This is a genomic window from Streptomyces sp. NBC_01288, assembly GCF_035982055.1.
In the GTDB taxonomy this organism is placed as follows: Bacteria; Actinomycetota; Actinomycetes; order Streptomycetales; family Streptomycetaceae; genus Streptomyces.
The window spans coordinates 6,075,366-6,097,912 of record NZ_CP108427.1 but is presented as its reverse complement, the minus strand read 5'-3'; the positions used below and the strand labels follow the sequence as shown (position 1 = coordinate 6,097,912).

Below are 22,547 nucleotides of genomic sequence, written 5' to 3'. Positions count from 1 at the left end.
TTGGACAGTGGCTAGGTTGGCTACTCCGTGGCGATCGCGTTCAGCACATTCATCCGCCCCGCCCGGAACGCCGGGATCAAGGCCGCGAACAGGCCCACGAACGCCGACCCGATGAAGACCGCGATGATCGTCCCCCAGGGGATCTCCAGGACCTTCAGGCCCTCCAGGGCGAGCAGCTGCTGAGCCGTGGCCCCCCAGCCCATCCCCAGGCCGAGGCCGAGCAGCGCTCCGAAGAGGGCGATCACGACCGACTCCATGCGGATCATCCGGCGGAGCTGGCGGCGGGACATGCCGATCGCTCGCATGAGGCCGATCTCCCGGGTCCGCTCGACGACCGACAGGGCGAGGGTGTTCACGACACCCAGGACCGCCACGATGATCGCGAGGGCGAGGAGGCCGTAGACCATGTTCAGGAGCTGGCCGATCTGGTCCTTCAGTTCCTGCTTGTAGTCGGTCTGGTCGCGCACCTGGTACTGCGGGTACGGGTCCATGGCCTTCTTCAGGGCCGCGTACGCCTGCTTCTCCTGGCCGTCCTTGGCCTTGGCGAACATGATCTCGTTCGGCGGGACCTTGTTGGCCGGGAGGTACTTCTGCATCGTCGCGATGCTGGTGTACCGCGCGCCCTGGTCGATGGCCACGTCGTCGTCCGTGATCGCCGCGACCTTCAGCTTCGCCGTCTCGCCGCCCTTGAAGGCGACGTTGATCGTGTCGCCGACGTGGACGCCGTGCTTCTTGGCGTACTTGGAGCCGACCGACATCGCGTTGGTGCCGTAGGCGGCGGACAGGTCGCCGGCCGTGGTGGCGCGGCGCAGGTCCTGGGCGTAGGACGGGTCGGCGGCGGTGATGCCGTCGGTGTCCTTCAGGCCGTCGGGCGAGGTGAGGGTGGCGTCGATGTCCTTGTAGCGGGTGACGTGGACGAGGTCGGGCGACTGTTCCATCGCCTTCTCCGCCTGCGGCACGATCCGCTGGTTGCCCTGGACGATGAAGTCGGCACCGACGGACTTGTCCAACTCGCTCGTCGCCGAGGCGACCATCGAGGACCCGACCACCGAGAGGCAGGCGACCAGCGCGAGGCCGATCATCAGGGCCGCACCCGTAGCACCCGTACGCCTGGGGTTGCGGAGCGCGTTGCGTTCCGCCAGGCGCCCCACCGGCCCGAAGGCCCGCAGGAGTACGACGCTGATGACCCGTACGACCCCGTTGGCGAGCAGCGGGCCGATGATCACGAAGCCGATCAGGGACAGTACGACACCCGCCCCTAGTACCAGCGAACCATCCGTCGCCTTCTTGGCGGTCGCCGCCGCGAACAGGGCGGCCACACCGGCCCCCGTCAGCACCAGGCCGATCAGCCCCCGCACCCAACCCGCCTTGCCGTCGGCCGGCGTACCGGCGTCGCGCAGCGCTGCCATCGGGGAGACCTTGCCGGCCCGGCGGGCCGGGAGGTAGGCGGCGAGGATGGTGACGATCACGCCGAGGAGCAGGCCGAGCACCGGGGTGGTCCACTTGACCGTCAGGTCCCGGGTCGACAGGTCCATGCCCGCCGCGCTCATCAGCTTCATCAGGCCTACGGCGATCCCGACACCGGCGCCGACACCGAGGATCGAGCCGACGATCCCGAGCAGGGTCGCCTCGACCAGCACCGAACGGTTGACCTGCCCGCGGGACGAGCCGACCGCCCTCATCAGGCCTATTTCGCGGGTCCGTTGGGCGACCAGCATCGAGAAGGTGTTGATGATCAGGAAGATGCCCACCAGGAACGCGATACCGGCGAAGCCGAGCATGGCGTACTTGATGACGTTCATGAACTGGCCGACACCCTTGCGGTTCTCGTCGGCGTTCTCCTTGGCCGTCTGGATCTTGTACGTCCCCGACGACGCGAGGGTCTGCCCCACGTTCTGCTTGAGCTGAGTGTCCGTCACACCGCTCGCGGCGGTCACGCCGAGCTGGGTGAACCGGCCGGTGGCGCCCAGGAGTTCGTGCTGCGCGGTGGCGGTGTCGAAGTAGACGACGGCCGCACCGGGGTTGGTCACCTTGAAGGTGGCGATGCCGACGATCCTCGCGGTGAAGTCACCGGTCTGCGAGATGGTGCGCAGCGAGTCGCCCATCTTCAGGTGGTGCTTGTCGGCGGTGTCGGCGTCGACCATGACCTCGGTCGGACCGCGCGGGGCATGGCCGGAGGTGATCTCCATCGAACGCAGGTCGTTCTTCGTCCAGTTGCCCGCGATGGTGGGCGCGCCGGTCGACGATCCCATGTTCTTGTTGGCACCGTTGACGACGGTCACGCTCATCGAACTGACGCCGCCCTCAACGGACTTGACGCCCTGGGCCTTCGCCACCTGCGCGACCGTGGAGGCCGGCAGCGACTCGGGCAGTCCGTTCTGCGGGGTGCTGCCGTCGGCCTTGGCCGCCTTCGGCAGGACCGTCACATCGGACGCGGTGGCCGCGAAGAGCTTGTCGAACGTCGTGTTCATCGTGTCGGTGAACACCAGCGTGCCGCACACGAACGCCACCGACAGCAGCACGGCTATCGCCGAGAGCGCCATCCGCCCTTTGTGCGCGAAGAAGTTGCGCATCGAGGTCTTCATGACAGTCATGACGTACGCCCCCGCGCGTCGAAGTCCTTCATGCGGTCGAGGACGGCGTCCGCGGTCGGCTTGAACATCTCGTCGACGATCCGGCCGTCCGCGAGGTACAGGACGCGGTCCGAGTACGACGCGGCCACCGGGTCGTGCGTGACGATCACGATGGTCTGGCCGAGGTCGTCCACGGAGCGGCGCAGGAAGCCCAACACCTCTGCTCCCGCACGGGAGTCGAGGTTTCCGGTCGGCTCGTCACCGAAGATGATCTCGGGGCGGGCCGCCAACGCCCGTGCCACGGCGACGCGTTGCTGCTGTCCGCCGGAGAGCTGGTTGGGCCGGTGCTTGAGCCGGCTGGAGAGTCCGACCGTCTCCACGACCTGCGCCAGCCACCCCTTGTCGGGCTTGCGGCCGGCTATGTCCATGGGGAGGGTGATGTTCTCCAGCGCGTTCAGCGTCGGCAGCAGGTTGTAGGCCTGGAAGATGAACCCGATCCGGTCCCGGCGCAGTTGGGTGAGCTTCTTGTCCTTGAGGCCGGTGATCTCGGTCTCGTCCAGGTAGATCTGCCCGGACGTCACGGTGTCGAGCCCGGCGAGGCAGTGCATGAGCGTGGACTTGCCGGACCCCGAGGGGCCCATGATCGCGGTGAACTGACCGCGGGCGATGTCCACGTCGACATGGTCGAGGGCGACGACGCGGGTCTCCCCGGCTCCGTACGCCTTGACGACCTGCCGCGCTCGCGCGGCAACGGCCGTACGCCCTCCAGTACCCCCGTGCCTGGGAATGGTCACAGCCGATGTCACGGTATGTCTCCTAAGTCGGTCGGCAGAGAAGCGTGCCGGTGTCCGGTCGAGGTGTTCCAACTGGTTACGTCGATGAGTCTGGCGGTGGGAGGGGGTCCGGCGCGCTGGTGCTCAGCGCAGTCTTTCCCGGGGGAAAACCCCACCCTCCTGGGTTCGGCCTGCCGCCCCCCAGCGGCATAAAGCCAGGTTAAGGACGACCGCCCGCCCTTCTCCTCCTCCGCCGGTACGAACCCTCCCCGGGTCGTAGTGGGGAGGGACCCCTAGGGGGTCTCCACCGACGGGTGGAGTCGATCTCGGGGTCCGGTCCACCCACCGGCCCGGCCAGCTTCCGCCCTGCCGCTACGTGAGGGTCAAGTGAGAAGCTGGTGCGCGGCAGATAGATGCAAGGGGAAAGGATTCCTGTGGACCAGGGGGACAGGGACACGGACAGGGACAGCGACACCGAGATACGGACCGAGGCGGCCGAGCAGTCCACGCCGGCGCCTCCCGACCGGCGCAAGCGCGCTGTCGTCGCCGCCCTCATGCTGGCGATGGCCCTGGCCGCCCTCGACTCCACCATCGTCTCCACGGCCGTACCGCAGATCGTCGGCGACCTCGGCGGCTTCTCCGTCTTCTCCTGGCTGTTCTCCGGCTATCTGCTGGCCGTGACGGTCACGCTGCCCGTCTACGGCAAGCTCTCCGACACCTTCGGCCGCAAGCCGGTGCTGATCGTCGGGGCGGCGGTGTTCCTCGCCGGTTCGCTGCTGTGCGCGGTGGCCTGGAACATGGGCGCGCTGATCGCGTTCCGGGTCGTACAGGGCCTGGGCGGCGGGGCGTTGCAGGGCACCGTCCAGACACTCGCCGCCGACCTGTACCCACTGAAGGAGCGGCCGAAGATCCAGTCGAAGCTGTCCACGGTGTGGGCGGTGTCGGCGGTCGCGGGCCCCGGCGTGGGAGGCCTGCTCGCCGCGTACGCCGGCTGGCGGTGGATCTTCCTCGTCAACCTCCCTGTCGGAGCAGTGGCGTTGTGGCTGATCGTCCGCCACCTCCACGAACCGGAACGCGCCCGCACCTCCCGCCCCCGCATCGACTGGGCGGGCGCGCTGGCCGTGTTCGCGTGCGGAGGCGTGCTGATCACCGCGCTGGTGCAGGGCGGGGTCGCGTGGCCCTGGCTCTCGGCACCCTCAATGGCCTTGTTCGGTACGGGACTTGCGCTGGCCGGACTGGTGGTCGCGATCGAACGCCGGGCGGCCGAGCCCATCATCCCCGGGTGGGTGTGGCGGCGCCGTACGATCGCGGCCGTCAACTTGGCCCTGGGCGCACTGGGGTTGCTGATGGTGGCGCCGAGCGTGTTCCTGCCGACCTACGCGCAGTCGGTGCTCGGCCTGGCACCCGTGGCGGCCGGATTCGTGCTGTCCGTATGGACGTTGAGCTGGCCGGTGTCGGCCGCGCTGAGCCAGCACGTGTACCGGCGGATCGGTTTCCGCAACACGGCGATGATCGGGATCGGGACGGCGACGCTGATCCTGTTCGCGTTCCCGTTCCTGCCGTATCCGGGCGCGGCCTGGCAGCCGATGGTGCTGATGCTGCTGCTCGGCGCGGCCCTCGGACTCTTCCAACTCCCGCTGATCGTCGGGGTGCAGTCGACGGTCGGATGGGAGGAGCGGGGCGTGACGACCGCGTCCGTCCTGTTCTGCCGCCAGACCGGCCAGACGATCGGCGCGTCCGCCTTCGGGGCGGTCGCCAACGGGGTGCTCGCGTCCCGGCTGGGCGGCGCGAGCGACCTGGACTCGGTGACGCGGGGCCTCGACGGGGGCGCGGTTCCCGAGGCGACCCGGCGGGCGATCGCGGACGCGGTGCACGCGGTGTACATCGGCGCGGGGTGCGCGGCGGCGGTGGCCTTCCTGGTGCTGCTGTTCCTGGCACCGCGACGCTTCCCGGTCCTCAAGGAGCAGTGAGCGGGCCCGAGTTGGGCAGTCCCGGCAACACCCGAGGTCAGCGGGTGTTGACGCGGCGGCGCCCACCGGCCGCCCAGTTCGGCGAAAACCACCCACATACCCCAACCGGCGAGTAACGTGCGTGACCCCCGCCGCCCACTCCCTGCGGTCCGCCGCCACGGACCCGAGCCACGCAAGGAGCACGGGATGTCCTACGACCCGTACCCTCCGCATGATTCGCACCGCCCGGATGATGTGCATTCATCACCCGACCCGTACACCCCGTACGACCCTGACGCCGCCCCTGACGCCGACCCGTACACCCCGGACGCCCCCGACTCCGTCCCCTACACCCCGTACGACCACGCACCGCCCCCCACTCCACCCTCACCCCCGCCCCCACGCACCTCCCCGCCCACCGTCACCTACCCCTGGCAGCCACCCCCGCCTCCACCCGAGCGCCGCCGTCTCCCCCGTCGCCCCGCGCTCGGCAACCACAGCGATCTGCGCATCCTGCGCGGCGCGTACCGGCGTCAGCGCCGGGTGGCGACCAGCGCCGCGCTCGGCTACTTCTGCCTCTTCCTCGGGCTCTCCGCGTTCGCGCCCGCGCTGATGTCGAGCACCGGCACCGGCGGTGTGCCCACCGGACTGCTGCTCGCCCTGGCCCAACTGCCCGTCACCTGGCTCGCGACAGCGCTCTACGAACGCACGGCCCGGCGTCGCGTCGACCCCCTCGCGGACCGCTTCCGCAGACAGGCAGAACTGGACGCCAGACGGGAGGCGGCACGGTGACCGCAACGACCGCGATGACGACCGTGACCGCGATGACCGGCCTCAGGGACTCCTCGCAGACGATGTCGCTGGTGGCCTTCACCTCCGTCGCCACGATCACGCTCCTGCTCTGCGTGATGACGGGCCCGGACCGCGACGACCTCGACGAGTTCTACACGGGCTACGGCTCCCTCTCCCCACTCCGCAACGGCCTTGCCATAGCCGGTGATTACATCTCCGCGGCGAGCGTGCTGGGCGCGGGCGGGGTGATCGCCCTGTACGGCTACGACGGGGTGGTGCTCGCGCTGAGCACGGCCCTGTCGCTGACGCTGCTGATGTTCTTGCTGGCCGAACCGCTGCGCAACGCGGGCCGGTTCACGATGGGCGACGCGCTCGCCCGCCGGATGCCCGGGCGTTCCGTTCGGATCGTCGCGTGCGCGGTGACGATCATCGCGCTGCTGCCGCTGATGCTGGTCCAACTCGCGGGCGCGGGACAGCTGTTGGCGTTCATCCTCGGCTTCTCCAGCGACTTCCTTCAGACCGGCTGCATCATCGGCCTGGGCGCGCTGATGATCAGCTACGCGGCGATCGGCGGCATGAAGGGCACCGCGCTCATCCAGATCCTGAAGATCGTGATGCTGCTCGGCTCGGGAGCCGTGATCGCCGTACTCGTACTGAACCGTTTCCACTGGGACTTGGGCGCCTTCTTCGACACGGCGGGGGAGCGCAGCGGTGTCGGACCGGCCTTCCTTCGCTCGGGACTTGAGTTCGCCGGAGGCCCAAGTCCCCGGCTGGACATGATCAGTTCAGAGCTGACGGTGGTGATCGGCGGCGCCTGTCTGCCGCACATCACGATGCGCATGTACACCGCGTCGAGCGCCCGGCAGGTGCGGCGGTCGATGTCGTGGGCGGTGTCGAGCGTGGCGCTGTTCGTGGTGATCGTGACGGTCGTCGGGTTCGGCGCGACGGCGCTGCTCGGCCGGGCGGCGATCGCGCGGGCCGACCCGCAGGGCAACACGGCGTATCTCCTGGGCTCGCGTGCGGTGTTCGGGACGGACATGTCGACGACGGAGACCCTCCTCTTCACCACCGTCACCACGGCCGTCTTCCTCACCCTGCTCGCCTCCGTCGCCGGGATGATCCTCGCCTGCGCCAACTCCCTTGCCCACGACGTCTTCGCGACCCGGATCCAGGACATGCCGGTCCGCCGCGAGATGACGCTGGCCCGCTACTCGGCGCTGGCGGTGGGCGTTCCGGCGATCGTGCTCGCGACGCTGATCCAGCACCGGGGCCTGCAACCCCTGGTGACCCTGTCCTTCTGCCTGGGCGCCTCGGCCATAGCGCCCGCCCTCGTCTTCAGCCTCTTCTGGCGCCGCTACACCCGAACAGGCCTGCTCAGCACGCTCATTGGCGGCACCCTCTCCGTCCTCCTGCTGATGCCGGGCACCAACCTGGTCTCCGGCTCCCCCACCGCCGCCTTCCCGCACGCCGACTTCAACTGGTTCCCGTTCACCACGACGGGCCTCGTCACGATCCCCCTCGGCTTCGCCTGCGGCTGGCTGGGCACGGTCGCCTCGGGCCGCCGCGAGGAGGAGGAACAGCGCGGGCGGTACGACGCGATGGAGGGGTGGATCCTGGCGGGCGCGGTACGGAAAGACAGCGGCGAGCCACACGGACAGCCACCGCATGACCGACGTAAAAGCCCCGCATGACCGGCGTTGTAGCCGTGCATGACTCGTTCTTTGCCACACCACCACCCCGACTCCCGCTGTTCACCGCTCCTTTCCAGACTCTGCACGTCCGAGCGTGAAGGTCCCTGCATCAGCGGGAGTTGAACATGAGCCACGGCCACAGTCACGGCGACCACGGTCACCACCACCATCACCACCACGGGGACGGCGACACCTCGTCGCTGCCGCCCGCTCTCGACACGTCCATCCCCGACGCCGAGTTGACACCCAGTCAGCTGTCGCGGAGAGGCATGCTGCGCCGAACGGGCCTGCTGGGCGCGGGACTTGCCGCGGGCGGCGTGCTCGCCGGCGCGGGGGAGGCAGTCGCGTCGGTGCAGCAGACGTCGCAGAAGTCGCGCGGTGGTGGCTACTTGTGGCTGGCCGGTGACCACCACATCCACACGCAGTACAGCAGTGACGCGAAGTACCGGGTCATCGACCACGTACGCCAGGCGAACGCGCACGGCCTGGACTGGATGGTCATCACCGACCACGGCAGCGTCGCGCACGCCAAGATCGGTGTGGAGAAGGTCAATCCGGACATCGTCGAGGCCCGTGACCAGACCGACGACACCCTCGTCTTCCAGGGCCTGGAGTGGAACATCCCGGGCGCCGAGCACGGCACGGTCTTCGTGCACCCCGGCGCCAACGAGGTGGCGGTACTCAAGGAGTTCGAGAACTCCTTCGACGGCAGCGTGAAGAACGCGAGCGGCAACTCGCCCGCCAACGAGGCCCTCGCCATCGCGGGCGTCAACTTCCTCGCCGACCAGGTTCGCCGCCGCAAGGTCAAGGACGCGCTGTTCCTCGCCAACCACCCGGCGCGCAAGGGCATCGACTCCCCGCACGAGATCCGCGGCTGGCGCGACGCGCAGCCCTCGATCGCCGTCGGCATGGAGGGCGCCCCCGGCCACCAGGCGGGCGGCATCCCCAAGCCGAACGGCCCGGGCGGCGGCCGCGGCATCTACGACGGCAGCCCGAGCGCGGACTCGTTCCCCGGTTACCCGCTGGAGAGTTACCGCACCTGGGGCGGCTTCGACTGGATGACCTCGACGGTCGGCGGCCTGTGGGACAGCCTCCTCGCCGAGGGCAAGCCGTGGTGGATCACCGCCAACTCCGACTCCCACAACGTCTACGCGGACACGGCGGTTCGCGGCCCGGGCGGCGACTTCAACGCCAACGGCCGTTACGAGGACCCGGTCTACGGCACCGGCATCAGCCTCACCGACACCGACTTCTGGCCCGGCCAGTACTCCCGCACCCACGTCGGCGCGACCTCCTTCGCCTACAAGGCGGTCATGGACGGCATCCGCGCGGGCCGCGTCTGGGTCGACCACGGCGGCCTGATCAGCGGCCTCGACGCCCGCCTGTCCTACGCCGGCCGAGAGGTCACCCTCGGCGGCGCCCTGCACGTACGCCGAGGCGCGCAGGTGGACCTGACCATCCGGATCAGCCTCGCGAACGGCCCCAACTGGGCCCAGTTCCAGCCCGAGTTGGCCCGAGTCGACGTCATCCAGGGCGACGTCACCGGCCCGGTCGCGGACAAGGACGTCTTCGCTACCCCGAAGACAAAGGTCGTCAAGTCCTTCGAGGTCGACAGGTCCACCGGCACCGTCCGCCTCACGTACTCCCTCGGCCGCCTCGACAAGCCGGTCTACGTCCGCCTCCGCGGCACCGACGGCAACCGCTCCGCCGTAGGCATCAACGGCCCGTCCGTAGACCCCGTAGGCCCCGCGATGGACGTCCTCGGCGACGCCGACCCGTGGAAGGACCTCTGGTTCTACTCCAACCCGATGTGGGTCCTCCCCGCATGACCACCCCCTACGACCCGTCCGGCGTCCACCCCGTCATCGGGGTGGACGCCGGCACGACGACGCTCCGCGAGGCGGACCACCTGATCCGCGACCTGAGGACCAGGCTCGCGCTTCCCCCGGGGACGGTCGCCTGCACCCACCTGATCCGGACGGAGGGGCGGAGGGGCACGGCCGTTTCCCTTGCCCTGCCGGAGAACGGTTCGGCGGAGGAGGTCTGGCGACGGCTCACGGCAACAGAGATGGGCGCGGCCCTGGGCGACCGTAGACACGGCCCTTCCGAAGCCGCGGTCCTGGCCGCGGCGGAGCACGCGGCACGACGATCAGGCCGAGCGGTCCTCTACGCCGGCGTCGAACGCCTCACCGGAACAGTCACCGTGGCCGACCTACTGGAGTCAACGGCGATCGACCAACTGACGGTGGTAGGCGCCCCGTTGGCGACCCTGGACCCCGCCACACCAGTCCTCACCCAGGACCACGTACGCCCCGAGTGGCGCGAGGGCGACCTGGTTCTGGCGCTGGTCCCGGCGGCGGGCAACACGTTGGCCCCCTTCGAGGTCCCCAACCCCACACCGTGCTGCGCAGATCACCTGTGACTGTCCCAACCCAAGGGGCGCGAGGCTGTGTTCAATTTGCGGCTACCGCCGCGCGGGCGCGACCAGCCCCCACGCGCCCGCACTACGACGACAACCGCACCGCCCCATTCACTCAGCCGCAGCCCGCCCCGTAAGCGCGGTCAAACTACTCCGCACATGATCCATATGCGCCTGCACGTCGTCCCAGGTCTCCCCATGCTCGCGCAGCACCCGCTCCGTATCCCGAGCAACCCGCTCCGCCCGCACCCGAGCCTCCGCCACCACCTCACCCGCCCGCTCAGCCGCCTCGTCCTGCCGCCGCCGATCCGACAACTCCGCCTCGGCAAAAGCCTGTTCAGCCTCCCCCAACGCAGCCTCCGCAAGAGCCATCCGCTCGGCGTACTCCGCATCCAGAGCAGCCGCCCGCGACGACACCTCCCGCTCAGCCAAGGCCCACCGCTCCTCGTGCTCCTTGGCCTGCTCCCCCAACATCGCGGCGGTACGCTGCCGCACCTCACGCAACGCGGAAAGCGCCTCCGTACGCCCCTCCTTCACCTCCCGCCGAGCGCCGATCCGGATGTCGTCGGCCTCGGCACGGGCGGCGAGCAGCCGCTGCCGAGCCCGTTCCTCGACCTCCGCACGGAGCGCGTCGGCGTGCTCCCGCGCGGCCTGGAGCACGCTCGCGGCGCGCGCCTCGGCCTCCGCGACCCGCTCCTCCGCCGCACGCCGCGCGGACTCCCGTAGAGACGCGGCTTCCTCCATCCCCAACTGGAACAGCCGCCGCGCCCGTTCACCCAGCGTCTCGTACGTCTGCGGAGCGAGCCGGGACACGGCCACCCGCATCCGCTCGGCCTCCGCCTCCATGTCCTTGGCCAGTACGGTCAGCCGCGCAGCCCGCTCCCAGGCCACGTCCCGGTACCGCGAGATCGCCGCCGCGTACGCGTCGACCTGGTCGGGGCGGTAGCCGCGCCCCCGTACGGCCACGAAGCCACGTGGTGACACCGATGCGCTGCTCATCCTGGAACCCCTCTCCATCCGACGGACACGACATGATGATTTGCCGCATATCTTGATGGATCGGGCGTAAGTGTTCATAACGCGACACTCCGCAGACAGGTCACGGGCATCACGCGAACGTGAAACGACCACGGGCGCACACAAAAGGGCCGGACCCGTCACACGACCGGGTCCGGCCCTTTCCTACGACCTGTTCAGCGGGCCGGCGTCACAACAACCCGTCCCACATCTGCTCCAGCAACACCGACCACCAGCTCTCCGGCGACCCGAGCGCCGCCGGATCCAGCGAAGCGAGCTGCGCCTGGAAGTCGACGGTCCAACGGCCCGCCTGCTCCTGGTTGAGCCCGTACCGCAGTCGCCACATCCGGCCGAGCAGCGCCAGACAGCGCGCGAACTCGGGCAGCCCCGTGTTCACGAACTGCGGCGGTACGGGCGCACCGCCCGGCCCCGCCTCCACGGGCACGGCGACGATGTTGGCCGTGCCGTACTGGACGCAGATCGCGCGGCCGAAGTCGCTGCCCATGACGAGGTACGAGCCCGCGTCGGCGGACGGCCGCACCCCGCGCTCCTGCGCGAGTTCGGCCAACGTCGGTACCGGGCGCCCGGGTTGGGCCTGCGCCCAGAAGAACGGGCCCATGTCCATCGGCAGCCCCGCCGCGACCAGCGTGTGCGCGACGACCGGCGGCACACCCTGCCGGGACACCGCCGCCTGCTCGAAGCGGAACACGCCCGGCCCGAACGCGCCCGCCAGTTCCTGCGCGATCGCCTCCGGCGGGATCGGCGGCGTCGGCTGCACCGGCGGCAACGGCGCCCGCACCGGGGCGAGTCGGGCCGGACCGTCGGCGACCTGGTGCAACTCGCCCTGGTGGGCGATCAGTTCGCGCATCCCCTGCTGCCGGCTCGCGTGATCCGTGCCGTACGGCGCGATGCTCGCGATGCGGGCCTGCGGCCACTGTTCACGGATCATCCGCGCGCAGTACGCGCCCGGCAGTTCGCAGGACTCCAACTCCGTGTGCAGTTCCAGCACTTGGTCCGGCGGGATGTTCATGCCGCGCAGCTCGTGGAAGATCTGCCACTCCGGGTGCGGCGTCCCCGGCGCGGACCGCCGGATCAGCTGCTGCTCGGACCCGTCCGGCGCGCGGTACCGCAACACGGCCTGATAACCCGGTCCTACGGTCGGCACCCCCTGCTGCGGATAGCCGTACGCGGGCTGCTGCTGCCCGGGGAACGGCTGCCCGGGCGCGGGCGGCATGCCCTGACCGGGCATGGGCTGCCCCGGCGGCGGCATGGCACCCGGAGGCATCACACCGGGAGGCACCGCGCCCGGCGGCATACCTGGTGCGCCCAACACACCGGGCGCGCCCGGGAATTGAGGCGGCGGAGGCACCCCGGGCCCACCCATCGGGGGCCCGGCGAGCATGGTCTCCGCGTGATGCACGGCACCGTGGGCACCACCCTGCGAACCGGGGGTGCCGGGGGCGTTCGGCGGCTGGGGCGCGCCAGGAGAGCCGGGGCCACCATGACCACCAGGCGCACCCGGAACCCCGGGCGCATGCGGCACGCCAGGGGCACCCGGCGGCTGCGGAGGCCTCGGCCCCGCCGCACCGGGCCCGCCCTGCCCCGGATCGGCAAGCATCGTCGCGGCATGGTGCACCCCACCCGGAGGCGTACCCCCGGGAGTGTTCGGAGCACCGGGCGCCCCGGGCGGCTGCGGCGCACCGGGCCCCGCCTGCCCGCCAGGCCCGTCCGGCCCGAGCCCCGAAACCATCTGCGTCGCCACATACCCACCCGCCGGCGGCGGAGGAGGCGGAGGCGATGCGGCCGCACCACCCGGCCGCCCACCCGGCGTCCCCGGAGCACCCGGCGGAGGAGGCGTCGTAGAACCACCGCCCCGGCGCGGCGGAGGCGCCGCCTTGCTGGTGGCGGCATCGGCGATGTCCCCGGCGTTGGGCGCGAGCGCCCGCCCCGGCACCCCGGGCCCGCCAGGAGGCTGAGGCGCGTTACCGGCCCGTTGGGGATACCCGTACGACGGCGGCGTGTTGCCCTGAGCCGAACCACCAACGCCACCAACCCCACCACCGGAGTTGGAGCTGGAGTGGGACTCATCGAGCGCCGGAGACGTCGCCGTACGCGGGAGTTGGCTGCCCCCGGAGATCAGCGCGGTCTTGGCGTCGGGCGGGGTGTTGTCCTCGGGCTCCCGCAGCGGCGGCGCGAACACGGTCGCGGGCAGCGGTACCGAACGGTCCTCGCCGGGATCCGCGTTGGTGTCGGTCCCCGCCCAGGGAGTCGCCCCGGCAGGCACGGCGGGCGCGTCGTCCGGCACCCCGGACCCACCGGCGTCGGGCCACGCCGAAGCGGCGGGCACCCCGGCCTGCGTCTCCGGAAGCGGACCCCGCGTCCCAACACCCGCACCAGCAGCGGGAGTCGAGGCCGAGGCCGACTCCCCGCGCCGGTCCGGAATCCCCAGCTTGTCCGCCGCCTCCTGCAACCACTCCGGCGGACTCAGCAGGAACGAGGTCTGATTGAGGTCCACCCGCGCGGGAGCGGCCGGTACCGCGTCGGCGATCTCGTCGGCGCGGCCGTACTCCTCCTCGTAGCGGCGGACGACCTCGCCCACCGGCAGCGCGGGCCACAGCGTGGCCTCGCCGCTGTCGCGGGCGAGGACCATCCGCTGTGCGCCGCCGTCCGAACGCGGTCCGTCGGCGCGGTCCTCGGCCCAGATCACGAAGCCGAGTTCGAACTCCCGCACCCGCACCTCGCGATGCTGGTACGACGGCACATCGCCGTTGATCCACTCCTCGGCGCGCTCCTGCGCCTGCGCGAAGGTCACCATCGGTCAGCTCACTCCCCCACCGCGGACGCCGAGGCCGCGGACGACACCGGAACGGACTGGGCGAACCCGCCGTCCACCATCAGATTCGCCACCGTCTCCAACTCCGGGGGATTTCCCGCGAGTCGGGCGAGGAACTGGTCGAAGTCGTCCCCGGCGGGCAGCAGCAGCCGCTCCACGCGCAGGGCCGGCGCCCAGGACGGATCGACGTCGCGGGCGTCGTCGTAGGCACAGAACCACACGGAACCGATCCGCTGCCCCTTCACCTTCACCGCGAGCAGGCCGCCCTGGACGAAGCCGACGGCCAGGTAGTCCTTGGTGAGGTGATCGCGCAGGCACTTATTGACATACACAAGGTCGTTGACGGCGGCCTCGTCGCGGACCGTGAAGAACGGCTGGTCGATCAGCAGCCCCAACTCGGCGTCCAGCGCGGTGCCGATGGGCGCGGAGCCGCCGGCCGCCTTGAGGAACGAGCGGTAGGCGCCCGGGAGTCGGTAGCCGAGGTCCTCCTCGACGCCCTGGACCTGCGCCTCGGTCACCGCGACCGTCGACTTCGGCAGGCCGAAGTGCGCGGGGCGGGTCTCCTGGAGCGGGCGGGTGCCGCGCTTGTCGTGGTCGACGGCGGCCGTGGCGATCCCGCCGTGGTGGCGCAGCAGCGCCTTCACGTCGACGGGGACGAGTGCGAGGCGCCGGGTGCCGACCACGTGGTGCCAGGTCCAGCCGTGCGGGGTGGCCACCGCGGGCACGGTGTCCCACAGCTCGTGCCCGGTAGCGGCGAGGGCCGCGTTCGCCGACACATAGTCCGTCAGCCTCAACTCGTCGACGCCGAAGCCCTCCGGGGGCTCGGCGATCTCCGCGACCGCGCGCGCGTACGGCGAGAAGTCGGGGTAGCCGTGCTCGTCCATCCGCACCCCTCTGGGGTGGCGGGCCGCCCGGACCGGGTCCGGGAAGTGCACGACCTGCCCGGCGTAGGCCGCGTTCGGTGGCGCGGCTCGCTGCCCGAGCCGACCTGTCGTCATGGCGGTTGCCCCCTGCGGCATTCAGTACGATTCACAGCGGCCGCATGTCCAACTCGCCCCACTGTGCCCCGTATCGACTGTCTCGTCTTCTTGACGTCTTAGTTCGACCGTCTCGCCGCGTGTCTCCACGCGTCGACCGCGTGGATCGCGGTGCGGACAGCCTATGCGGTACGGCGACACCGGTCACCGGCGGCGGTCGGCCGCACCCGCTCACCGCACCCCTCACCGAACGCACCGAATCCGTCACCGAACCCTCACTTCCGTGACCTGCCGTCACCCTGTCGTGACAGCCCGCCGAAGCCCTGGCGTGTCGCACCGCCCCAGCTACCGCACCAGCCACGGCATTTGGCACTCTGTGACCCGCCGGGGGATGCTCGGGAGGGGATGACGATCATGAACGCGACGCAGACGGGACCGCACACCGGGGCGCACACCGGACCTTCAGGCGACCCCCGGGTCGGCTGGAGCGCCACCGAGGCCCGGCACGCACCGGCCCTCAGTCACCGCCGTGACGGCATACTTCCGACCGTCGCCGCCGCCCTCTCCGTGCGCGGCGCCACCACCCTCACCGGCACCGCCGCCCGCGGCGACCAGCCGCCCGCGCTGCACCCGCTCGTGCAGGACTTCCTCGACACCCTCACCAGCGCCCAGCGCGACCGGTTCACCGGCCGCTGCGCCGAGGCGATCCTCATCTCCCGGCACATCACCGTCGCCGACGAGGACCGCAGCAAGCGCGCCGCGCGCAAGCCGATGACCAACGGCGAGGCCCGCAAGACCCTCAAGCAGGCCAAGCTCACCGCCCGCCGCATCCGCGAGGACGGCGACCCCCTGCACGGCAGCTTCGCGCCCCCCTGCCGGGCCTGCACAGCCCTGAGCGCCCACTTCGGCGTCCGAGTCGTAGACCCCGCGACAGAAACGGGCTGACCCCACCCCCGCAACACCAACGCAAGACAGCCCCACCACAGAACTCCAGCCCGACCGCACCACCGGCACCACACAGCTCCACCGGCACCACCGTCCCTGACGCCGACGATCGAAGGCAGATGCAAGCCGACCGCGACCGCCACTACTCCACGCGCTTCTCCGTACCCGTGGACGCCGCCCTGCGCGCCGCGGGCTGGCAGCCCGGCCGCTGGGACATAAAACAGGCCGAGATCTGGGCGGACACCCTGCGCGACCACACCTCGCCCGCGGGACACCAGCACGCCGTCTTCCCGGCGGCGGTGGAGGCCTGGGCCGAGTTCGGCGGCCTGCGCATCACGCCCTCCGGCCCCGGCCGCCAGATCTCCCCCGTCGCACTCCACCTGGACCCCCTGCACGGCCTCCACATGGCCCGCACCCTCGGCGACCTCGGCCGAGCCCTGGACACCGACGTCAGCCCCCTGGGCGAGGAACCGGACACCCAGTCCCTCCTGGCCATCGACTCCGAGGGCCGCGTCTACGCCCTGGACCACACCGGCGACTGGTACCTGGGCCCCGACATCGACCAGGCCCTGGCCACCCTGGTCTCCGGCATAGAGCCGGTACGACTCACAGCGGGCTGACCGCACCCAGGACGGCCGCAGCCCTCGTACGGCGAGAAGGCGACGTGTCGGGGGGTGTCCGCCCGCAGCGGTCGGCGCTCAACACCGCCACATTCTCGAGGAACCTTGCCGCGCCGATCCGAGGACGGAGACCCCCCGGCGCGGCGCCGACCCCCAAACCACCTAGGGGCGCGAGGAACTGCGCGACCAGCCCCCACCGGACCCGCACTCGCACCCGCACCCGCACCCGCACCCGCACCCGCACCCGCACCCGCACCCGACAACTCAAGCCGCCGGAATAACCGCCGAAACCCGAAACCCACCCGCATCCGTAGGCCCGGAAACAAACACCCCGCCCAACGCAAGCACCCGCTCCCGCATCCCCACCAGCCCGTTCCCCCCGGAGGGCAACCGCGCCGCAGCCGCAGACGCCGGCTCCGGCGGCGGCTCGTTCTCGACCTGCATCGCGATCTCCGACACCCGATGCGCAAGCCGTACATGCGTCTTGGCACCGGCCGCATGCTTGTGGACGTTCGTCAACGCCTCCTGCACCACCCGGTAAGCGGTCTGCTCGATCTCCGCGGCGTACGACCGGGTCTCCCCCTCCACGGACAGATCCACAGCCATCCCGGCAGCCGCAGACTGCCCGAGCAGTTCGTCCACGTCCGACAGACAGGGCCCCTCACCCGCACCCTCGTCGTCGACGGCACGAGAAGCCGCAGCCGCAGCCGCCGCGGCCACACCCACCGCGGCCAGCGGCACGGCCGCCCGCTCGCGCACGTCCCGACTGTCCCCGCTCCTCAACACCCCGAGCATCTCCCGCAGTTCGGTGAGTGCCTGGCGCCCCATGTCCCCGACGAGCGCGGCGTTCTTGACCGCCTTCTCAGGATCCTTACGAGCGACGGCCTGCAACGCCGCCGCATGCACGACCATCAGACTCACCCGATGCGCGACAACGTCGTGCATCTCCCGAGCGATCCGGGTCCGCTCCTCACCCCGCGCCCACTCGGCCCGCTCCTCGGCCCGCTCCGCGAGAAGCTGGAGCTCCCGCTCCAGGCTGTCCGCACGCTCCCGGAGACTCTCCATCAACCGCCGCCTGGCACCCACGTACAGCCCGAGCAGCACGGGCGGCGCGGTCATCCCGACCGCCGTGGTGATGGAGGCGAACGGAACGAACCAGTCACCCAGTTCCCACGTCCCCCGCTGCATGTCCTGCCGTACCCGCACGAACATGACGATCAGCATCCCGAGGAACGACATCCCGGCCAGCGATCCGATGATCCGGCGCGGCAACTCGGAGGCGGCCAGGGTGTACAGCCCCACGATGCCCATCAGGTAGCCCATCTGGGCCGGGGTGATGGCGATGGACACCAGCACGACCGCGATCGGCCACTTCCGCCGGACGATCAGCGCCGACCCGGCCAGCACCCCGAAGACGACTCCCACCGCGGCCGGGATCCCCGCGTCGTGCGCGAACCGGACCCCCTCCGCCCCGCACTCCGCGGCGGACCCCGCCGCGAGCCCCGTGTCGAGCACCGCACTGCGCCACCTGGTCCACCACCACGGCCCTCCCCGGGCCGTGGCATGGTCTTCCCCCGTCGTGGTCATGCCTCCAGCCTACGGGCGCATGGGCCCGGTTTTCCGGCGAGTTTCCGCGCACCGGCCTCCACCACAGCGCGTAATCGAACAGCCACGAAACCGATCACCCACAACAAGTCCCGTCGCACGGAGGGCATCACGTACGGCATAGTGTTCTGTGCCCACTCGGCGACCAGGCTGAATGTCTGTTTCAACCGAGTTTGATCCCCCGTGGTGTAATCGGCAGCACCGTGGCTTTTGGTGCCATTTGTCCGGGTTCGAGTCCTGGCGGGGGAGCAACAACCTCTCCCAACACCCCTGTTAGGGCCCTGACAGCACTGTCAGGGCCCACTCTCATGTCCCCCATGAAACGCCCCGGTATCCTGCGAATGTCCACCCCCCAGCATTCCGAAGCCGAAGGGCAAACCCGTGAGCGCCATTCGCCCGGCAGCCGTCGTCGTCCTCGCAGCGGGTGAGGGCACCCGTATGAAGTCGGCCACACCGAAGGTCCTGCACGAGCTCTGCGGCCGGACCCTCGTCGGTCATGTGCTGGCCGCCGCCCGCGAGTTGGAGCCGGAGAACCTGGTCGTCGTCGTGGGCCACGCCCGCGAGCAGGTGACCGCCCACCTCGGCGACACCGACCCCGGCGTACGGACCGCGGTCCAGGCCGAGCAGAACGGCACCGGTCACGCCGTGCGCATGGCGCTCGAAGAACTCGGCACCGTCGACGGCACCGTGGTCGTCGTCTGCGGCGACACCCCCCTCCTGCGCGGCGAGACCCTGCGCACCCTCGCCGCCAACCACTCCGCCGACGGCAACGCGGTGACCGTCCTGACCGCCGAGGTCCCGGACGCCACCGGCTACGGCCGCATCGTCCGCGACGGCGCCTCCGGTGCGGTGACCGCGATCGTCGAGCACAAGGACGCGTCCGACTCGCAGCGCGCGATCCGCGAGATCAACTCCGGAGTCTTCGCGTTCGACGGGCAGTTGCTCGCCGACGCGCTCGGCAAGGTGCGCACCGACAACAGCCAGGGCGAGGAGTACCTCACCGACGTCCTCGGCATCCTGCGCGAGGCCGGACACCGGGTCGGCGCCTCCGTCGCGGGCGACCACCGCGAGATCGCCGGCATCAACAACCGCGTGCAGCTGTCCGAGGCGCGCCGCATCCTCAACGACCGGCTGCTCACCGACGCCATGCTCGGCGGGGTCACCGTCATCGACCCGGCGACGACCTGGATCGACGTCACCGTCACCTTCGGCCAGGACGCGATCGTCCACCCCGGCACCCAGCTGCACGGCACCACGCACGTCGGCGAGGGCGCCGAGGTCGGCCCCAACACCCGCCTGACGGACACCGTCGTCGAGGCCGGCGCCCGCGTCGACAACACCGTCGCCGTCAGCTCGCACATCGGCCCGCAGGCGTCCGTCGGCCCGTTCGCCTATCTCCGTCCCGGCACCCGCCTGGGCACGAAGGGCAAGATCGGCACGTACGTCGAGACGAAGAACGCGACGATCGGCGAGGGCACGAAGATCCCGCACCTCTCCTACGTCGGGGACGCGACGATCGGCGAGTACACCAACATCGGTGCCGCCAGCGTCTTCGTGAACTACGACGGCAAGGACAAACACCACACCACCGTGGGATCGCATTGCCGGACGGGTTCGGACAATATGTTTGTGGCACCCGTCACGGTCGGGGACGGCAGTTACACCGCCGCCGGCTCCGTGATCACGAAGGACGTACCGCCCGGTTCGCTGGCCGTGGCCCGTGGCCAGCAGCGGAATATCGAGGGCTGGGTGGCCCGCAAGCGTCCGGGCAGCGCGGCCGCGAAGGCCGCGGAAACGGCTTCCCGCCAGGGCGAGAGCGAGAACTGACCGGAAACGGGCGCGTCGAACACGGCGTACCGTGATAAACGCACACCCAGTTGAATGACCTCTGAGGAGACAGTGCTGTGACCGGGATCAAGACGACCGGCGAGAAGAAGATGATGTTCTTCTCCGGCCGCGCCCACCCCGAGCTTGCCAAGGAGGTCGCCCAGCAGCTGGGTGTCGGGGTAGTCCCGACGAAGGCCTTCGACTTCGCGAACGGCGAGATCTACGTCCGCTTCGAGGAGTCGGTGCGCGGTGCGGACTGTTTCGTGATCCAGAGCCACACGGCTCCCATCAACCAGTGGGTCATGGAGCAGCTCATCATGATCGACGCGCTCAAGCGCGCGTCGGCCCGCTCCATCACCGTCATCGTGCCGTTCTACGGCTACGCCCGGCAGGACAAGAAGCACCGCGGCCGTGAGCCGATCTCGGCCCGCCTGATCGCGGACCTGATGAAGACGGCGGGCGCTCACCGCATCCTCACCGTCGACCTGCACACCGACCAGATCCAGGGCTTCTTCGACGGGCCCGTGGATCATCTCTTCGCCCTCCCGCTCCTCGCGGACTACGTGGGCAGCAAGGTCGACCGCAGCAAGCTGACCGTCGTCTCCCCGGACGCCGGCCGCGTGCGCGTCGCCGACCGCTGGTGCGACCGCCTCGGCGCGCCCCTCGCGATCGTGCACAAGCGGCGCGACAAGGACGTGGCGAACCAGGTGACCGTCCACGAGGTCGTCGGCGAGGTCAAGGGCCGCGTCTGCGTCCTGGTCGACGACATGATCGACACCGGCGGCACGATCTGCGCCGCCGCGGACGCCCTGTTCGCGCACGGCGCGGAGGACGTCATCGTGACGGCCACCCACGGCGTGCTCTCCGGCCCCGCCGCGGACCGTCTGAAGAACTCCCGCGTCAGCGAGTTCGTCCTCACGGACACCCTCCCCACCCCGGGCGAGGTCGGCGCCGACCTCGACAAGATCACGGTCCTGTCGATCGCCCCGACCATCGCGAACGCGGTCCGCGAGGTCTTCGAGGACGGCTCGGTGACAAGCCTCTTCGAGGGGCACTGACACCTGACGTCGTAGATCGATTTCTGTTACGGCCTCCCCGCCGAGTAAGCTGCCACAGTTGCTCGGCGAGGGAGGCCGTACCGGTTTTCGGGTACGGCGGTCCGTTATCGACGCGCTCTTCGTAGCAGGCCGATGTTCGGCCGGGTGACCGCCTTCCCCGACTGTTCTACGAGGAGTGACCATGGCCGACGTCAAGCTCGCCGCCGAGACCCGCACCGAGTTCGGCAAGGGTGCCGCCCGCCGTATCCGCCGCGAGAAGAAGGTCCCCGCCGTGGTCTACGGCCACGGTGTCGACCCGCTGCACATCACCCTGCCGGGCCACGAGCTCCAGCTCGCCCTGCGTACCCCGAACGTCCTGCTCACCCTGGACATCGAGGGCACGACCCAGCTCGCGATCCCGAAGGCCGTCCAGCGTGACGCCATCAAGGGCTACCTGGAGCACGTCGACCTGCTCACCGTGAAGAGCGGCGAGAAGGTCACCGTCGAGGTCTACGTCCACACCGAGGGCGAGCTGGCCCCGGGTTCGTTCCTGCTGGAGCACGTGCTGAGCACGATCACCGTCGAGGCCGAGGCCACGCACATCCCCGAGTCGGTCACCGTGTCCATCGCGGGCCTGGAGGCCGGTGCCGCCATCGCCGCCAAGGACATCCCGCTGCCCAAGGGCACCACGCTGGCGATCGACGAGGACGCGATCGTCCTCCAGGTCCTGGCCGCGCAGGCCGAAGAGGCCGCCGCCGAGACCGAGGCCACCGAGGCCTGATCGGCACCGCTCACCGTTTCGTCAGCCGCTGTTCCCACCGGGAGCAGCGGCTGGCTGCCAGGGGTCCGGGGGTGTCCCCCGAAAAGCACAGCAAGGAGACATGGACGTGACGACCGACGCCAATGCCCCCTGGCTGATCGTGGGACTCGGCAACCCCGGCCCCGAGTACGCGAACAACCGGCACAACGTGGGCTTCATGGTGGCCGACCTGCTGGCCGAGCGGATCGGCGGCAAGTTCAAGCGGGCCGGTAAGGCACAGGCGCAGGTCCTGGAGGGCCGGATCGGGGCGCCGGGTCCGGCGAGCCGCCGGGTCGTCCTGGTCAAGCCGACGTCGTTCATGAACCTGTCCGGCGGCCCGGTCAACGCGCTGCGCGACTTCTACAAGGTGCCGCTCGCGAACGTCGTCGCCGTGCACGACGAACTCGACATCGACTACGGCACCCTCCGCCTCAAGCTCGGCGGCGGCGACAACGGCCACAACGGCCTGAAGTCGATGACGAAGGCGATGGGCCCGGACTACCACCGGGTGCGGTTCGGCATCGGACGCCCGCCGGGCCGGATGCAGGTCGCCGACTTCGTCCTGAAGGACTTCTCCTCGACCGAGCGCAAGGAACTGGCCTTCCTGGTGGACCGGGCGACCGACTCCGTGGAGTGCCTGGTGAGCGAGGGCCTGGAGCGGGCGCAGAGCGCGTACAACTCCTGAGTTCG

Annotated in this window: 17 protein-coding genes and 1 tRNA gene; 12 read left to right on the top strand and 6 right to left on the bottom strand. The window is 70.4% G+C overall.

The features are described from left to right. Positions 1-20 precede the first annotated feature (20 nt). Together OG194_RS27545 and OG194_RS27540 are read right to left on the bottom strand one after the other, a co-directional pair. Positions 21-2,594 (bottom strand): ABC transporter permease, encoded by a 2,574-nt coding sequence (locus OG194_RS27545; RefSeq protein ID WP_327403478.1) that lies wholly within the window; start codon positions 2,592-2,594, stop codon positions 21-23. Continuing rightward, positions 2,591-3,379, bottom strand: coding sequence for an ABC transporter ATP-binding protein (locus OG194_RS27540; RefSeq protein ID WP_327403477.1), 789 nt, complete (start codon positions 3,377-3,379; stop codon positions 2,591-2,593). The genes OG194_RS27545 and OG194_RS27540 overlap by 4 nt, the downstream gene beginning before the upstream one ends. A gap of 380 nt (positions 3,380-3,759) precedes the next feature. Here OG194_RS27540 and OG194_RS27535 point away from each other — a divergent pair, with 380 nt between their 5' ends. The 5 genes from OG194_RS27535 to OG194_RS27515 all read left to right on the top strand — a co-directional run bounded on the left by OG194_RS27535 (position 3,760) and on the right by OG194_RS27515 (position 10,200). Continuing rightward, the gene (locus tag OG194_RS27535) at positions 3,760-5,316 is read left to right on the top strand and encodes an MFS transporter (RefSeq protein WP_442811636.1); all 1,557 of its coding nucleotides are present in this window, start codon (positions 3,760-3,762) and stop codon (positions 5,314-5,316) included. 234 nt (positions 5,317-5,550) lie between these two features. Next, complete coding sequence (locus OG194_RS27530; protein ID WP_442811805.1) at positions 5,551-6,087, top strand: DUF485 domain-containing protein; 537 nt, start codon at positions 5,551-5,553, stop codon at positions 6,085-6,087. A gap of 32 nt (positions 6,088-6,119) precedes the next feature. Further along, positions 6,120-7,778, top strand: a complete 1,659-nt coding sequence (locus OG194_RS27525) for a sodium/solute symporter (protein WP_327407221.1) — start codon at positions 6,120-6,122, stop codon at positions 7,776-7,778. A 125-nt stretch (positions 7,779-7,903) separates the two neighbouring features. After that, a complete protein-coding gene (locus tag OG194_RS27520) occupies positions 7,904-9,607 on the top strand; it encodes a PHP domain-containing protein (protein ID WP_327403475.1) in 1,704 nt (567 codons plus the stop codon). After that, a complete protein-coding gene (locus OG194_RS27515; protein WP_327403473.1) occupies positions 9,604-10,200 on the top strand; it encodes a hypothetical protein in 597 nt (198 codons plus the stop codon). The genes OG194_RS27520 and OG194_RS27515 overlap by 4 nt, the downstream gene beginning before the upstream one ends. A 108-nt stretch (positions 10,201-10,308) precedes the next feature. Here OG194_RS27515 and OG194_RS27510 read toward each other — a convergent pair whose 3' ends face one another. The 3 genes from OG194_RS27510 to OG194_RS27500 form a co-directional block, all read right to left on the bottom strand. Continuing rightward, positions 10,309-11,196, bottom strand: coding sequence for a cellulose-binding protein (locus OG194_RS27510; protein WP_327403472.1), 888 nt, complete (start codon positions 11,194-11,196; stop codon positions 10,309-10,311). 208 nt (positions 11,197-11,404) lie between these two features. Continuing rightward, entirely contained in the window at positions 11,405-14,029 is a 2,625-nt protein-coding gene (locus tag OG194_RS27505) for an SUKH-4 family immunity protein (protein ID WP_327403471.1), read from the bottom strand. An 8-nt stretch (positions 14,030-14,037) separates the two neighbouring features. Then, positions 14,038-15,045, bottom strand: coding sequence for an SMI1/KNR4 family protein (locus OG194_RS27500; RefSeq protein WP_327403470.1), 1,008 nt, complete (start codon positions 15,043-15,045; stop codon positions 14,038-14,040). A gap of 384 nt (positions 15,046-15,429) precedes the next feature. Here OG194_RS27500 and OG194_RS27495 point away from each other — a divergent pair, with 384 nt between their 5' ends. Together OG194_RS27495 and OG194_RS27490 are read left to right on the top strand one after the other, a co-directional pair. Continuing rightward, positions 15,430-15,969, top strand: coding sequence for a YwqJ-related putative deaminase (locus OG194_RS27495; RefSeq protein WP_327403469.1), 540 nt, complete (start codon positions 15,430-15,432; stop codon positions 15,967-15,969). A gap of 119 nt (positions 15,970-16,088) precedes the next feature. Further along, on the top strand, positions 16,089-16,589 hold the full coding sequence (locus OG194_RS27490; RefSeq protein WP_327403468.1) for an SUKH-3 domain-containing protein: 501 nt from the start codon (positions 16,089-16,091) through the stop codon (positions 16,587-16,589). Between the two features lie 264 nt (positions 16,590-16,853). Here the strand turns inward: OG194_RS27490 and OG194_RS27485 are convergent, their stop codons facing one another. Continuing rightward, positions 16,854-18,176, bottom strand: coding sequence for a sensor histidine kinase (locus tag OG194_RS27485; protein WP_327403467.1), 1,323 nt, complete (start codon positions 18,174-18,176; stop codon positions 16,854-16,856). A 195-nt stretch (positions 18,177-18,371) separates the two neighbouring features. On the opposite strand from OG194_RS27485, the gene OG194_RS27480 reads away from it, so the two are divergent. The 5 genes from OG194_RS27480 (at position 18,372) to pth (ending at position 22,542) form a co-directional block, all read left to right on the top strand. Then, positions 18,372-18,443: transfer RNA gene (locus OG194_RS27480), tRNA-Gln, on the top strand. 132 nt (positions 18,444-18,575) lie between these two features. Further along, positions 18,576-20,021, top strand: coding sequence for a bifunctional UDP-N-acetylglucosamine diphosphorylase/glucosamine-1-phosphate N-acetyltransferase GlmU (gene glmU / locus OG194_RS27475; RefSeq protein ID WP_327403466.1), 1,446 nt, complete (start codon positions 18,576-18,578; stop codon positions 20,019-20,021). A 77-nt stretch (positions 20,022-20,098) separates the two neighbouring features. Then, the gene (locus tag OG194_RS27470) at positions 20,099-21,079 is read left to right on the top strand and encodes a ribose-phosphate diphosphokinase (RefSeq protein WP_327403465.1); all 981 of its coding nucleotides are present in this window, start codon (positions 20,099-20,101) and stop codon (positions 21,077-21,079) included. A gap of 181 nt (positions 21,080-21,260) precedes the next feature. After that, the gene (locus OG194_RS27465; protein WP_327403464.1) at positions 21,261-21,839 is read left to right on the top strand and encodes a 50S ribosomal protein L25/general stress protein Ctc; all 579 of its coding nucleotides are present in this window, start codon (positions 21,261-21,263) and stop codon (positions 21,837-21,839) included. 100 nt (positions 21,840-21,939) lie between these two features. Beyond that, complete coding sequence (gene pth / locus OG194_RS27460; protein WP_327403463.1) at positions 21,940-22,542, top strand: aminoacyl-tRNA hydrolase; 603 nt, start codon at positions 21,940-21,942, stop codon at positions 22,540-22,542. Positions 22,543-22,547: the final 5 nt, after the last annotated feature.